This window comes from Metasolibacillus sp. (assembly GCF_025291715.1).
Lineage (GTDB): Bacteria > Bacillota > Bacilli > Bacillales_A > Planococcaceae > Metasolibacillus > Metasolibacillus louembei.
On record NZ_JAMBIZ010000036.1, the window covers coordinates 24,491 to 38,501 of the forward strand.

Below are 14,011 nucleotides of genomic sequence, written 5' to 3' on the forward strand. Positions count from 1 at the left end.
GAAAAAGGATAGACGTTGTTAGAATAAATATAATGTCATAATAAAAACACACACTTTAATATAGAAAATGTAATTGTAAGTACAAAGGAGTATCACTATGAATCGAAAATACACGATTCCTTACGAGGAACTTGGTGCTGAAAAGCTAGCTGAGCTAATTCATGCTTTTTATGCTCGCGTAGCAAAACATCCAAAGCTTATCCCGATTTTTCCAGAGGATTTAACTGAAACAGCTCGCAAACAAATCCAATTTCAAACACAGTACTTAGGTGGACCTAATTTATATACCGAGGAACATGGTCATCCAATGATGCGTGCTAGACATATGCCTTTTAAAATCACACCAGATCGGGCGCAGGCATGGCTTGAATGTATGGCAGAAGCAATGGATGAAGTAGGCTTGGACGGAAAATTCCGTGAAGTTTATTATCAACGTCTTGTGCTCACTGCTCATCATATGGTCAATTCACCAAACGAAGAGGAGGAAACGGAGTGAATAATATTCAGATGATACCACAGTCTACTGCCTCCTTACCGACAATTAAACCAGTAGAGCTGTACATTTTCATCGACCCATTATGTCCAAACTCCTTTGCTATGCAGTCCATGCTACGTAAGCTGCAATTGGAATACGAGCATTATTTTTCTTGGCGCTATGTTTTAAGCACTGAACTAACATCATTAAATTGCTTAAGCAATCGCATTAAAGGTTGTTTGTCCGGTGACGAGCTAGATATTACCCATCCAGCATTGCCCTCTATCGCTATCAAAGCGGCTGAATTACAGGGCAAGCGCGCTGGCTCACGTTATTTATCAAAGCTGCAGGAGCATGCAGCACTACAAACTAAAAATATACTTTCACATGTCGCATTGACAGAAATTGCAGCTGAAGTGCAATTGGACATGAATGAATTTACAATTGATTTCGGCTCAAAGGAAGCAGCACATGCCTTCCAATGCGATTTATACATTACGCGTGAAATGGAAGTTCACGAAGTACCTAGCATTGTCTTTTTTAATGAACATGTTGAAGACGAAGGGTTAAAAGTAAGTGGTTTATATGACTATGAGGTGTATGAACATATTTTAGGAGAAATGATTCAAGGTCAGTTAGTACGTCAACCTCTTCCAACATTAGATGAATTATTTATTCGTTTCCAAACGCTCACGACAACTGAAGTTGCATCAATATATCAAATTGCTGAGCCAGTGGCCGAACGAGAATTAAAAAAGCGAATGCTCCAACAAAAAGTGGAGCGACTTATGACAGACGACATCGCGTTATGGCGTCTTAAAGGAAATATCGTTTAATCAAAAGCGCACTTTTATTTCATTTTATACAGAAAATGCCCGAAAAGATGATCTCTTCTCGGGCATGCTTTATGTTGAATCGATGTCATTTTATGATACAGTTTTTTCTATCACTCTGCTTCTTTTAATTTCTCATAAATTCTTCTTTTTCTATATAGCATACTTCCCGTTTCTGCAATGTCTTGAATCATCCCTTTATTGGCATATGCCCCAAAGACAATCCCGACAATCGGTATCATTTGGAATAGCTTTTTCCAGCCAAATTGATCGCGATATGTGCTGAATACTTCCTGCCAGCCTTGTAGCTGTGCAATCATCGTATCAGATGTATGCTCGCTATCATGCATTGAGGAAATATCTTGTAAAATAGCTTGTTTCCCAACAATATCAGAGCTTGCAAACTGTAAGCATTTAATAATAAAGATACGCTCCATTTTATCGTTTGGATTATAGCCATGAATGATGGCAATTTCCTGCAACGTTTTCAATGCCGTACCTAAAATAAGTGGGATATCAATCGCTAATGTAAAAATACCTCCAACACCTGTAGAAGCCCCTTGCAGAGTAGCGAATTTTACACGCTCTTGTTGCAATTGCTCACTTAGTTCTATCATATGTTGTATGGAAATCTGTCCAATATCCTGTACATCATGAATCTCCCAATGAGAGGAATAATGTCTGACTTTTGCCACCATAGCTTGTTCATTAATCAAATATTTACCACCAGATTGAATATAGCTCCCTAATTCATCCATTAATAAAGCAATCTTCTTCTGCATAAAGGAAGGTGTTAGCTTATCAAGCAATACAAAAGGCAATCTCCCTAGCTTTTCCCAAAACCACAGCCCTTGCTGATCCTTCTCCCACTTTTCAATATCCTGTAAATATTGCTGTAATTGCGCTTTATTTTCCATCTTCTCTACATCCTTTATATGGTTTAGATTACTATACGGAAAAATTGAAGAAAAGTTTCAAAAAACAAAAGAGGCGCCCTACTCTCGACAATAGGGCGCCTCTTACACAAAAGGGGATGGGAGAAATGTTCACGTTCAAACAAAGGGGTGTATGTTTGTTATGTGATGTATTTCACATGTATTACTTTATCACGGAACAACACCCGTTGCAACGCTTTACAACTTGTTTCACAAAATCGTCATATAGTAAGCGGTTTCAGACAATCATATCTGAAAGGAGCTTTCAGATATGATTATTTGCGACGAGGATGACACAGTCACCGTAGGAGCACTTTCCCCTTAAATAAAGTAAAAGGCTGGCGGAAAAAGGTTTTCCGCCAGCCTTTGTTTTAAATTACTTCTCTAAAAGCAATTTCTCTAACTCATTTAATTTTTCTTCAAACACTTTACATGCTTCTGCAATTGGAGATGGTGATTCCATATCAACGCCCGCTGCTTTTAGTACTTCGATTGGGAAATTTGAGCAGCCTGCTTTTAAGAAGTTATTGATATAGCGCTCAACTGCTGGCTGACCTTCCTCTAAAATTTGCTTGCTTAACGCTGTTGCTGCACTTTGGCCTGTTGCATATTGATATACATAGTAGTTATAGTAGAAATGTGGAATACGTGCCCACTCTAAGCCGATTTCCTCGTCTACTACCATCGCATCACCAAAGTATTGTTTATTTAAGTTATAATAAACCTCTGTTAGCTTTTCTGCTGTTAAAGCTTCACCATTGCGGTCCATTTCGTGAATAATATGCTCAAACTCAGCAAACATTGTTTGACGGAATACTGTACCGCGGAATCCATCTAACCAGTGATTTAATAAATAAATTTTTTGCTGTGGATCTTCTAGCGTGTTTAATAAATAATCGAATAATAGTTCCTCGTTACATGTTGATGCCACCTCAGCTACGAAAATTGAATAGCTTGAATATGGATATGGCTGATTTGCACGTGAATAATAGCTATGTAAGCTATGACCAAATTCATGTGCTAATGTAAATAAATTATCCACATTGTTTTGCCAGTTCATTAAAACGTAAGGGTTTGTGCCATATGTGCCTGATGAATAGGCACCACTACGTTTGCCTTTGTTTTCAAGAACATCTACCCAACGACTATCTAAACCTTTTTGTACGATTTCTTGATATTCTGTGCCAAGCGGCGCAAAGCTTTTCACCATAAGCTCTTTTGCTTTATCGTATGGCATTTCTATTTTGGCTTCTTTAACAAGCGGTGTGAATAAGTCATACATATGCAATTCATCTAAACCTAGCACTTTTTTGCGCAGTTCCACATAACGATGCAGCACTGGTAAATGCTCATGAATTGTTGAAATTAATTGGTCATATACTTTTTCCGGAATGAAATTATTGCTCATTGCAGCATGGCGTGCTGATTCATAATTACGCACTTTGGCATTGGCATTTTGTGACTTCACATTACCAGCTAATGTCGATGCAAATGTGTTGCGGAATTTGCCGTATGTGCCATACATTGCTTTAAATGCACCTTCACGTACTTCTCGATTATCACTCTCTAAAAATGAAATATACGAGCCGTGCGTTAATGGCACTTCTTCCCCATCATCATTTTTCACTTTAGGGAATTCAATATCTGCGTTATTTAATGCGCCGAATGTTTCACCAGACGCGTTTGAAACTTCAGACAATTGTGCAAGTAGCTCTTCCTTTTCAGCAGATAAAATATGTGGGCGACCTAAATTTAATTCTTTTAAGCTTTGCTCATATAATTTTAAGCCATCATGCTCTGCTACATATGCAGCAATTGTCGCTTCATCCAATGCTAAAATTTCCGGTGTAATGAATGATAATGCCGCACTCAATTTTGCACCAAGTGATTTCACTCGGCTATCCATCGCTTGATACGTGCCATTCGCCGTGTCTTGATCATGCTTTAAGTGACTGTATACGTATAGCTTGCTAAAACGCTCACTTACTAAATCGCTATATTGTAGCGTATCAAATAGTCCTTGAGCACCTGTTGCCACTTTTCCTTTATATTCTCCAGCTTGCTCTAATAAGCTTTGAATCGCTGTAAATTCCTGTTCCCATGCTTCGTCTGTTGGGTAAATAGATGTTAAATCCCAAGTTAACTCTACAGGAACCTCTTCACGTGTTAACACTTGTTTTGCCATTATAAATGCCTCCAAAAATTATATTACGAAATACCCTTTTATTTTCTCAATTCTTTTCTGAAAATGCAATCAATTCGCTAACTAAATGATGAAATATCGTCGTATCTTCAATTTTATTAGCAATCGTTTCAACACCTATCATACACAAAAAAGCGATATAACGCTCAACAACTAAAAATGCCTTCCTCGTCTGTGGCAGCCTAGCCCATCTTAAAAAAGCCCATATTTTCGCTTCGTCCAACTGCGAAATTTTGCTACCAAAAATGCGGAGAAAATAAAATAAATGGCTTTGCCATTCTGCGCTAAATAGAGAGATTGCCTCTCCTCCGCGAATCGGTATACCAATATAATTTGGCAGCTGCTCATAAGTAAGACGCTGTTCATAAAGTCCGCGCAAAAATAAATCGTTCAAGCCCTTTCGATTAAAGAAAACTTTTGTTCGAAAAAAGCGGCTGCGTTGCACATTGTATAAATTTAATAACTCTTTGAATTGCACCTCCGTTAATGATCTTGGTACAAAAAATGGAAAGCATTGCTTCTCTAACAGCAAAGGCTGAACATTGGCAAGCCATGTGCGTCCATGCACATATTGCAAATTGCTAAAATAAATAAAGCGGCTAGATGCTATGTCATATGTGATTAAATAAAGCTCATTTTTATATCGTTTAAAAAAATATTGGTAAAATTGGCTTACTGTTATTTTTCTTATGCCAAATGTGGGAATTTTATTCGGAGTTTTCACAATCCAAAGTGGAATAATGCCTTGCTTTTCATAGCCTGCGGTTCGTTCGCTAAATTGCTCAAACGGTATTACGCTACACTGAAATTCAATCGCATAACGCTGCTGTTGATGTATGACAAATAAATCGGGCCTTTGCTGTAGCTCAGATAAATAGCTTTCTAAAACTACATGTTCTACTCGTTTTTGAAAAAAGGAATATAGCTGCTGCTTTCCTAATAAATGCATAGGTGACTCACCCTCAGAGAATAATGCATCACAAGCACTTAATTTGTAGTGGGCAAAATGGGGAATTTTAACTCGTCCAATTTTTAATTGTACGGGCTGTTTACATTGTGGACAATAAAACGTAGTTGTTTGACGTAATTGCTGTAGTCTGTTTAAACATGTTTCTAGAGTAATAGTAATGAGTTTTCCATGTTCAGTGTGAGCAACTAACACTTTTTCTCCTCCTTTCCTCCTTCCATTATAAATAAATTATCTGATTTTTCAAAACAAAAATGCAAAAAGCTGTCAGGAGAGTGATATGTTAACACACTTTCCTGACAGCTTTTCCTTATGCGAAATATTGAATGACTGTTTCGAAACAATCCTCTGGCATAATCGGCTGACCGTACTCCTCAATGCGATGAATTGTTAATTTTGTCGGCTGTAAATACTCCCTCAAAATTGCAATCGCATTGCGACGCTCATAAGTATCTGCCATTTCTGAAAAATCGACTGATAAATAATATTCATTATCTAATTTATATAGTGATGATGCCGCTCCATATGTCACTAGACGCTTAGCGACTGGTATTAATTCATCAATATCTTTAAATTTATAGCGAGCACTTACTAAATTTGTGCTTTCCTCATTATCTTCGTTTTCCATTGTTTCTAAAAGAGTTTCTTCCATTTCGCGTAACTGTGCTGCGATATCTTGATTGTCCTCAAAGCTATTTGTTAAGCTTTCACCATCATTGCTCATGTTTGCACGTGTAACAATGACTTCAAGCCCTTGCTCCGATGCATTCACATGGATCCAAATCGGCCCTTCTAAATCAAAATAATCGTCTGTATTGACTTCAGCCATGACATCCCAAAATAGCTCTTCACCTTTGGAACGGTTATACCAAATTTCTTCTCGGCTATAACCTCTGTCCTCAATATCTCTATACGTAATGAACAGCTTTAATGTATTGTCATTGATGCGTTCGATGTCCATTCGACCTCAACTCCCTTCACAGTCATTTGCTAAAAAGAACATGTATTGCTTATCATTTAACTTTTAAAGCTTTTTCATACATATTCATAACAGTGGAACATGCCACAATCATTTATAGAAAGTGCTAATACTTTTCTATAATTCTATTGTATGATGTTCCCGCAAAAAATGAAAAGGAAAAACACCAAAAACGCTAAAATTACCGAAAATTAGCCCTTAATTATTAGAATATTGAAACTACATTGTACTATGTTATAAATCGTAAAGCAAGTCCCACAAAAAAAGATGAGATTACCTGAAAAAATCATGTGCTAGCATGCTTTTCAGACAACCTCATCATCTTATTAATCAACCATTCGTTGTGCTTCCTGCAATTGGAATGCACGGACACCACGTGGTAAAAAACGTCGAATTTCATCTTCATTATACCCAACTTGTAAACGTTTCTCGTCTAAAATAATTGGGCGACGCAATAAGCCTGGATATTCTTGAATAAGCTCGTACAAACGTTGTAAAGGCAAGTTTTCCACATCTACATTCAACTTTTGGAATATTTTCGATCTAGTTGAAATAATTTCATCTGTTCCATCTTCTGTCATACGTAAAATTTCTTTAATTTCACTTATTGTTAATGGCTCTGAAAAAATATTGCGCTCTGTATAAGGTATATCATGTTCTTCAAGCCATGCCTTTGCTTTACGACAAGATGTACAGCTTGGTGATGTAAATAAAGTAACTTTCATTTCGTAACACATCCTTCCCTGTTGGAATCGATTATATTATTGAATTCTTAATTTAGAATTAATTTAATTTAACTACTATGGCTATTATACACTATAACACATACTTTGAATATAGGATGTCAACAAAAAACCCTTTAATTTAAAAAAATAATGAAATGTGACTAATTCTAAACTATTACTTGTATATGCAACAAAGTTTATAACAGTATAGTTATACCCAAACTGTCATACAACAAAACATGCGTTTGATTTTTTTCTCAATTAGTTATAAATAATCGAGAAAAACTATTCCTTCTATAACAAATACGTTTCTTGTGCTAAAAGGTTCCTTACTATTACAACAAGATTAACCTTTTTGAATTTACTTTATACAAAGGTATTGCATTTTTTTACCTACATATACTATAATGTCAGTCATAATCAATTATATTTAAAAAACAATGAAGAAGAAGAGTATGCTTGAGCGTGGTGTTTAGAGAGTCTGTGGTTGGTGTAAACAGACCATCATACAAGCAGAATGGGCTTCCGAGTTAGCTTTGTGAACATATATTTAAGTAGCAAAGCTCGTCATACTTCACGTTACGAAGGTTAAGTGGCTCAACTTATGAGCAAGCTGGGTGGTACCGCGGATTCCAAACATCATTCGTCCCTACTATTTTTAAGTAGGACGCGTGATGTTTTTTTATTTAATTTGTAAGGAGGAATTCAAATGACAACAATTTTTTCAGGCGTTCAGCCAACAGGTACCATTACGCTCGGTAACTATATCGGGGCAATGAGGCAATTCCCAGCGTTACAAAATCAAGGTCAAGCGATTTATTGCATCGTTGACCAGCACGCAATCACAGTACCACAGGATCGCTTAGAGCTACGTAAAAGCATTCGAAGCCTTGCTGCGATGTATATTGCAGTCGGTATTGATCCACAAAAATCAATTTTATTTATTCAATCAGAGGTTCCTGCACATGCACAAGCTGCATGGATGCTACAATGTGTCGCTTCTATCGGCGAATTAGAGCGCATGACGCAATTTAAAGATAAATCACACGGTAAAGAGTCAGTATCTGCCGCATTGCTAACATATCCACCATTAATGGCAGCAGATATTTTGCTATATAATACAAATATCGTTCCTGTTGGTGAGGATCAAAAGCAGCATATTGAATTAACACGTGATTTAGCAGAGCGCTTCAACAAACGTTACAATGAGATTTTGACAATTCCAGATATTCAATTGCCAAAGGAAGGCGCACGCATTAAATCATTGCAAGAACCAACGAAAAAAATGAGCAAGTCCGATCCAAATACAAAAGCGACAATTCGCGTTTTAGATACACCAAAGGAAATTGAAAAGAAAATTAAATCGGCCGTAACAGATTCAGAAGGTATCGTGAAGTTCGATGTAGAAAATAAACCAGGTGTATCGAACTTATTAACAATTGAATCTGCGTTATCTGGCGTTTCCATTGCAGATTTAGAAAAGAAATATGATGGTAAAGGCTACGGCGATTTTAAAGCAGGTGTAGCAGCTGCTGTTATCGAGCATTTAGCACCAATTCAAGAGCGCTACTATGCATTAATTGATTCACCTGAATTAGATGATATTTTAGATGCAGGTGCTGAAAAAGCGAATACAATCGCAACGAAAACGCTTAAGAAGATGGAGAACGCCATGGGTTTAGGTCGAAAACGACGATAAATAACACACATAGTGCAGCGACGGCTATGTATGGCTCGTACGTATTAAGTAAAAAAAGCCCGACCGCTGACCAAGAATATCCAAGCGTACGATAATTTAAATACAAAATACAATTACTTATGGACACAACGCTCACTCCATAACAAAATAAAAATAAAACAAACCGTACGATAACACCATCCTTTTTATACAGAGATATTCGGTGAAGGTGAAAAAAATACATCATTAAAAAAGTCGATTTACACTAAAAGTTTAGTTGTAAATCGACTTTTTTTATAATCATAAGGATGCCCGTTAAAAGGGCTTATCCAGATTTTCTGGATAAGCCCCACTTCTATTAGCTATATTTCTTAAATAATAAGCAAGCGTTATGCCCACCGAAGCCTAGTGAGTTACTTAATGCATACTCGATTGCTGCTTCGCGTGCTTCATTTGCAACATAATCCAAATCACATTCTGGATCTGGTGTGTGTAAATTGATTGTTGGTGGTAAAATGCCCTCTTGCAATGCAAGCACAGTAAAGATTGCTTCAACGCCTCCAGCAGCGCCTAGTAAATGACCTGTCATCGATTTTGTTGAGCTCATTGCTAGCTTATATGCATGCTCACCGAACACGGTTTTAACTGCTTGCGTTTCAAACAAATCATTGTATGGTGTACTTGTACCATGTGCATTAATATAGCCTACCACACTTGGTTCAACGCCCGCATCATTCAATGCTTGCTGCATTGCGCGTGCAGCGCCCTCACCCTCTGGTGCTGGTGCTGTAATATGATGCGCATCACCTGTTGCACCATAGCCAACGACTTCACCATAAATTTTCGCACCACGTGCTAAAGCGTGCTCTAGCTCCTCTAAAATGACAATGCCTGCTCCTTCACCAATAACGAAGCCATCACGGTCTTTATCAAATGGACGGCTCGCTGTTGCTGGATCAGCGTTATTTGTTAAAGCTGTATTTGCCGTAAAGCCTGCAATTGCTAAATTCACGATTGGTGCCTCTGCGCCACCTGAAATCATTACATCAGCATCACCACGTTCAATCACTTTGAATGCATCTCCAATTGAGTTCGTACCAGATGCACATGCTGTTACAGAGCATGAGTTTGGTCCTTTTGCCCCTAAATAGATGGATACTTGACCCGAAGCCATATCTGGAATAAGCATTGGGATAAAGAACGGACTCACACGACGAGCCCCACGTTCTTGGAATGTTAAAAATTGCTGCTCATATGTTTCCATACCGCCGATTCCTGAACCAATCCAAACACCTACACGTGGTGCCATTTCTTCTGTAATTGTTAAATCGGCATCCTTCGCAGCCATCATTGATGCCGCTACTGCATATTGTGTAAAGCGATCCATTTTACGTGCTTCTTTACGCTCTACAAATTGCTCAATATCAAAATCATTAATTTCAGCTGCTACTTTCGCTGTAAATTTCTCTGCATCTACACGTGTTAACGGGCCAATTCCCGATTTACCTGCTTTAATTGCATCCCATGTTAATTGTGCAGTAGTTCCAAGTGGTGTTACTGCTCCGATTCCTGTTACAACAACTCTACGTTTTGTCATGTCTGTCTCTTCCCCCTCAAGTATTATTTACCCCAACGTAGTGCGACAGCTCCCCATGTTAAGCCGCCACCAAATCCAACGAGTACGATTAAATCATCCTCTTTAATTTTACCATCTTCTAAGTCATCTACTAAAGAAATACCAATAGAGGCTGCCGATGTATTGCCATATTTATGAATCGTTTTCGACATTTTTTCCTCTGGTAAGCCTAAGCGCTCACGAGCTGCCTCCATAATGCGAATATTCGCCTGGTGTGGAATTAAATAATCTACATCTTCTTTATTATAACCAGCTTTTTCAACAACGTTCATCGCAGATTCGCCCATTTGACGCACAGCGAACTTAAATACTTCTCTACCGTTCATCGCAATCGAATTGCGCTCATCTAAGCATAAGTATTTCCCACCTGTGCCATCTGCGCCAAGCTCAAACGATAAAATCCCGCGACCTTCAGACACTTTTGATACGATAGCTGCACTTGCACCATCGCCGAATAACACAGCTGTATTACGATCTTCCCAGTCAACAATTTTTGAAAGCTTCTCAACCCCCACTACAAGTACATAATCATAGCTACCACCTTCAACAAATTGCTTCGCTGTAATTAATCCATACATAAAGCCCGCGCAAGCTGCAGATATATCCATAGCTGCTGCATTTTTTGCGCCTAATGCCTCCTGTATTTGGCATGCTACAGTTGGAAATGCTTGATCAGGTGTAACTGTCGCCACTAAAATTAAGCCGATTTGCTCAGCGCTAATACCTGCATTGTCAATTGCTGCTACAGCTGCTTTATATGCTAAATCCGATGTATCTTCATTGTCAGCTGCAATTCTGCGCGCTTCAATGCCTGTACGTGTACGAATCCATTCATCACTTGTATCTAAAATTTTCTCTAAATCCTCATTTGTCACTATTTTTTCCGGTACGTATTTGCCAATACCGATAATCCCTGCATTCATACAGCGTCCCCTCTCTTGGTTAACACTAATTATTAATACTTGGTACTAATTATAGCCAACATTTTTTTGAATCGCAAGAAATTCTTTTTCAAACAACCTTCACAATTGTTTAAAAAACAGTAATTTTATTTTTGCATGACGTGTGGTATTATATTAAAGATGTGATTGAATGAAAACGATATACAAAGTCTAAATAGAGGTGAAACAAATGCAATACATTATGACATTTTTCTGGTCATTCCTACTTGTATCAATGTTAACTTATGTAGTAAGTTCGATTTTAGGTGTAGACCCTAACTTCGGCTTAGCAGCTATTCTTTCTGTAGCAGTCAGCATTTTAGTATTTATCATTGCTGCAGTTCTTCCAAGCGCTCCAGTGGCGGATACGGATAGTCATTAATAACAAAAGGCTGTAAGGAAGTGGATTCCTTACAGCCTTTTGTATTTTACAACTGCATTTCAACAAATTCATTATGATATGCAATAGCAAATATGTTCTTAAATAAATCCACTCAACAACTATTTACGGCTTTAAATCTAATATTTTATTTGAAACTATGCCTGTTTCCCCCCAATCATCCCTACTATCATTTTTATAGTTATTATAAACCTGCAATATAAATTCTTGGTCATCAGTGACATTTTCAACATCCTTAAGAATTTCATCAATATCATCTTTTGTAGTAAAATAGCATAAATTTTCATTTGAAATCGAATATCTGAGTTCACTGCCTTGAGAAACCCCAATGATATCATACAGTAACCTAAAGATATTATCCTTATTAATAACATCTTTTATATAATTTTTGATAATAGATAAATCTTCTTCATAACACCTAACCAATCCCCATATATTACCTTTATTGTAATATTCGTCATCATACAGATCAATTGAATCTTCTATAATGCTAGCACACATTTCTTTATAGAGTTTTTCCATTTCTTCCATTCTACCAGTTATATTTTTACCTTCCTTATCATGTTTAAACCAGTATAATAAACTGGATATATTTTGCACTTTATCATAATCACTTTTTATCTTTTCTAAAAATTCCTTATATTGCTCCTCATTTATCATTTGCAATAATCCCCAAATTATAATTTCTACTCTACTACGGGCACTCAGAGAAAAGAAACCTCTAGTATTATCAATATCATTTATACTTTTAAATAAAGCAATTGTTAATTCATAAATAGATTCATTTTGTAAATCATCTATGTATAATTGTAATCTTTCGAAGAATTCTTTTTGGTAATAATCAGGCATACTCGCTAATAAATCCTTTAGAATTTGTGCTGGAGCTTCTGAGTCTTGTATATTATTTATTCTTTTCACAAATTGTCCAACTCTATTTCCAACTTCCAAATATTCATTTCCTGTTTTCGTAAAATATAAATCGAAATATTTACCACTGCATATTCTATTATTTTTCGATATTTCTTGATACGAATCATCTCTCAAAATAACATTCCCATCGTATTCTAATTGTTGATTAGTATGATATCTTTTCACATACGGAAAAATCTCTTGTAATAAATCAAGGTATTTGGCATTATTTTGGTCTTCAAATAGAGTTTCAAAAAATTGGTTTCCTGATATATTAAAAGTAGCTCTATCAATAACTGACCTATAAACTTCTTTATCTACCATTTGATCATGAGAAATAAAATATTTTCGGTTTTTATATATTGTATTGTATAATTGTATATTATTTAAACGAATGTATTCAATTGATAAAAAATCTCTAGTATCCAAATAATTCATGTTATTAACATGGGTATTTAATACCGAATTTATATATCTTTTAAAATCCCTAAAATCCTCTGTTAATTTACAAATAGCGCGAATAAAAGAATGATAATTACTTAATTTACTTAAATCCTCACCATAGGCAATTAATATATTATTCAAACATCTACTCATTGTGCCTTCTAGTACACTTCTATCTACTTCCGGTACAAAAATTTGCATTTGAATTATTTTTTTTAAATATTGATAATCAATACTTAAATTATTTTCAAAAGCGTTCTTTACTTGTTTATTATCAAATGAAAGAATATAGATTACCCGCTCAAAATCAAATACGTTTCCAATAAGTTTGAATAACAAAACGATATTCTCACTCTCTGCTCTATCAATATTATCAATAAAGAAGATTACCTTCTTACCAGAGAACTTCAAATAGTCATTTATTCTATTTTTCAATACATCTATTGTATCAATTGGTTTCAGAAAACTTTTAATCATATTTGTCTTCTTACTTCCAAAAAGGCTACTATAAATAGAATCAGCCATTTGCTTAGTTAATAATGAATTAAATTTTATTCCTGATTTCTGAATAATTGTATCAAACATGCTGTAAAATAGGCTTTCTTGGTTAGCATATGACCATGGATCTAATTCATCAATTATAATTATCCCTTCGTTTGTTTTTAACATCCTTTTTACATTACTTATTATAGTTGTTTTACCACTGCCCCAACTCCCCTCCAGGCTAATAACAAAACCTTCATTAGGATTACAGTTTTGAATTGTATCGTATAATAAATTAATAACGCTACTTCTGTTAAGTAAGTCATATGTCACCGTCAACCCAAATTGAACATTTTTTGCTCATTAAGGATGAACACTTTTTATTCGGTAAAGATTCTTTGTT

12 protein-coding genes and 1 other annotated feature are annotated in these 14,011 nt (G+C 36.2%); of the genes, 4 read left to right on the forward strand and 8 right to left on the reverse strand.

Annotation, left to right across the window (positions count from 1 at the left end; genetic code table 11):
• Nucleotides 1-97 precede the first annotated feature (97 nt).
• Complete coding sequence (locus M3Z76_RS17130; RefSeq protein ID WP_293929163.1) at nt 98-496, forward strand: globin domain-containing protein; 399 nt, start codon at nt 98-100, stop codon at nt 494-496.
• Nucleotides 493-1,311, forward strand: a complete 819-nt coding sequence (locus tag M3Z76_RS17135) for a DsbA family protein (protein WP_293929161.1) — start codon at nt 493-495, stop codon at nt 1,309-1,311. Before M3Z76_RS17130 ends, M3Z76_RS17135 begins: the two co-directional genes overlap by 4 nt.
• Nucleotides 1,312-1,421: 110 nt before the next feature.
• Here the strand turns inward: M3Z76_RS17135 and M3Z76_RS17140 are convergent, their stop codons facing one another.
• The 5 genes from M3Z76_RS17140 to spxA all read right to left on the reverse strand — a co-directional run bounded on the left by M3Z76_RS17140 (nt 1,422) and on the right by spxA (nt 7,117).
• Nucleotides 1,422-2,225, reverse strand: a complete 804-nt coding sequence (locus tag M3Z76_RS17140; protein WP_293929159.1) for an EcsC family protein — start codon at nt 2,223-2,225, stop codon at nt 1,422-1,424.
• 394 nt (nt 2,226-2,619) lie between these two features.
• A complete protein-coding gene (gene pepF / locus M3Z76_RS17145) occupies nt 2,620-4,428 on the reverse strand; it encodes an oligoendopeptidase F (protein WP_293929157.1) in 1,809 nt (602 codons plus the stop codon).
• Nucleotides 4,429-4,474: 46 nt separating this feature from the next.
• A complete protein-coding gene (locus tag M3Z76_RS17150; protein WP_293929156.1) occupies nt 4,475-5,608 on the reverse strand; it encodes a competence protein CoiA in 1,134 nt (377 codons plus the stop codon).
• Nucleotides 5,609-5,723: 115 nt separating this feature from the next.
• Nucleotides 5,724-6,374 carry an adaptor protein MecA gene (mecA, locus tag M3Z76_RS17155; RefSeq protein ID WP_293929154.1) on the reverse strand — a complete coding sequence of 217 codons (651 nt, stop codon included), beginning with the start codon at nt 6,372-6,374 and terminating at the stop codon, nt 5,724-5,726.
• A gap of 344 nt (nt 6,375-6,718) precedes the next feature.
• The gene (gene spxA / locus M3Z76_RS17160; protein WP_293929152.1) at nt 6,719-7,117 is read right to left on the reverse strand and encodes a transcriptional regulator SpxA; all 399 of its coding nucleotides are present in this window, start codon (nt 7,115-7,117) and stop codon (nt 6,719-6,721) included.
• Between the two features lie 431 nt (nt 7,118-7,548).
• Nucleotides 7,549-7,771 (forward strand) — a binding site (T-box leader).
• Nucleotides 7,772-7,826: 55 nt separating this feature from the next.
• Between spxA and trpS the strand changes: the two genes are divergently transcribed.
• Nucleotides 7,827-8,816, forward strand: a complete 990-nt coding sequence (gene trpS / locus M3Z76_RS17165) for a tryptophan--tRNA ligase (RefSeq protein WP_293929150.1) — start codon at nt 7,827-7,829, stop codon at nt 8,814-8,816.
• A 337-nt stretch (nt 8,817-9,153) separates the two neighbouring features.
• Here trpS and fabF read toward each other — a convergent pair whose 3' ends face one another.
• Both fabF and M3Z76_RS17175 read right to left on the reverse strand, forming a co-directional pair.
• Nucleotides 9,154-10,392 carry a beta-ketoacyl-ACP synthase II gene (gene fabF / locus M3Z76_RS17170; protein WP_293929148.1) on the reverse strand — a complete coding sequence of 413 codons (1,239 nt, stop codon included), beginning with the start codon at nt 10,390-10,392 and terminating at the stop codon, nt 9,154-9,156.
• Between the two features lie 23 nt (nt 10,393-10,415).
• On the reverse strand, nt 10,416-11,354 hold the full coding sequence (locus tag M3Z76_RS17175) for a beta-ketoacyl-ACP synthase III (protein WP_293929146.1): 939 nt from the start codon (nt 11,352-11,354) through the stop codon (nt 10,416-10,418).
• A 208-nt stretch (nt 11,355-11,562) separates the two neighbouring features.
• Here M3Z76_RS17175 and M3Z76_RS17180 point away from each other — a divergent pair, with 208 nt between their 5' ends.
• The gene (locus M3Z76_RS17180; protein ID WP_293929144.1) at nt 11,563-11,754 is read left to right on the forward strand and encodes a YjzD family protein; all 192 of its coding nucleotides are present in this window, start codon (nt 11,563-11,565) and stop codon (nt 11,752-11,754) included.
• Between the two features lie 123 nt (nt 11,755-11,877).
• On the opposite strand, the gene M3Z76_RS17185 is transcribed toward M3Z76_RS17180, so the two are convergent.
• Complete coding sequence (locus tag M3Z76_RS17185) at nt 11,878-13,941, reverse strand: P-loop NTPase fold protein (protein WP_293929142.1); 2,064 nt, start codon at nt 13,939-13,941, stop codon at nt 11,878-11,880.
• Between the last annotated feature and the right edge of the window lie 70 nt (nt 13,942-14,011).

What these genes read in the sequence shown, in the direction of transcription:
- M3Z76_RS17130 (WP_293929163.1), top strand. Translation starts at nt 98, where the DNA reads ATGAATCGAAAATACACGATTCCTTACGAGGAACTTGGTGCTGAAAAG.
- M3Z76_RS17140 (WP_293929159.1), bottom strand. Translation starts at nt 2,225, where the DNA reads ATGGAAAATAAAGCGCAATTACAGCAATATTTACAGGATATTGAAAAG.
- pepF (WP_293929157.1), bottom strand. Translation starts at nt 4,428, where the DNA reads ATGGCAAAACAAGTGTTAACACGTGAAGAGGTTCCTGTAGAGTTAACT.
- mecA (WP_293929154.1), bottom strand. Translation starts at nt 6,374, where the DNA reads ATGGACATCGAACGCATCAATGACAATACATTAAAGCTGTTCATTACG.
- spxA (WP_293929152.1), bottom strand. Translation starts at nt 7,117, where the DNA reads ATGAAAGTTACTTTATTTACATCACCAAGCTGTACATCTTGTCGTAAA.
- trpS (WP_293929150.1), top strand. Translation starts at nt 7,827, where the DNA reads ATGACAACAATTTTTTCAGGCGTTCAGCCAACAGGTACCATTACGCTC.
- fabF (WP_293929148.1), bottom strand. Translation starts at nt 10,392, where the DNA reads ATGACAAAACGTAGAGTTGTTGTAACAGGAATCGGAGCAGTAACACCA.
- M3Z76_RS17175 (WP_293929146.1), bottom strand. Translation starts at nt 11,354, where the DNA reads ATGAATGCAGGGATTATCGGTATTGGCAAATACGTACCGGAAAAAATA.
- M3Z76_RS17180 (WP_293929144.1), top strand. Translation starts at nt 11,563, where the DNA reads ATGCAATACATTATGACATTTTTCTGGTCATTCCTACTTGTATCAATG.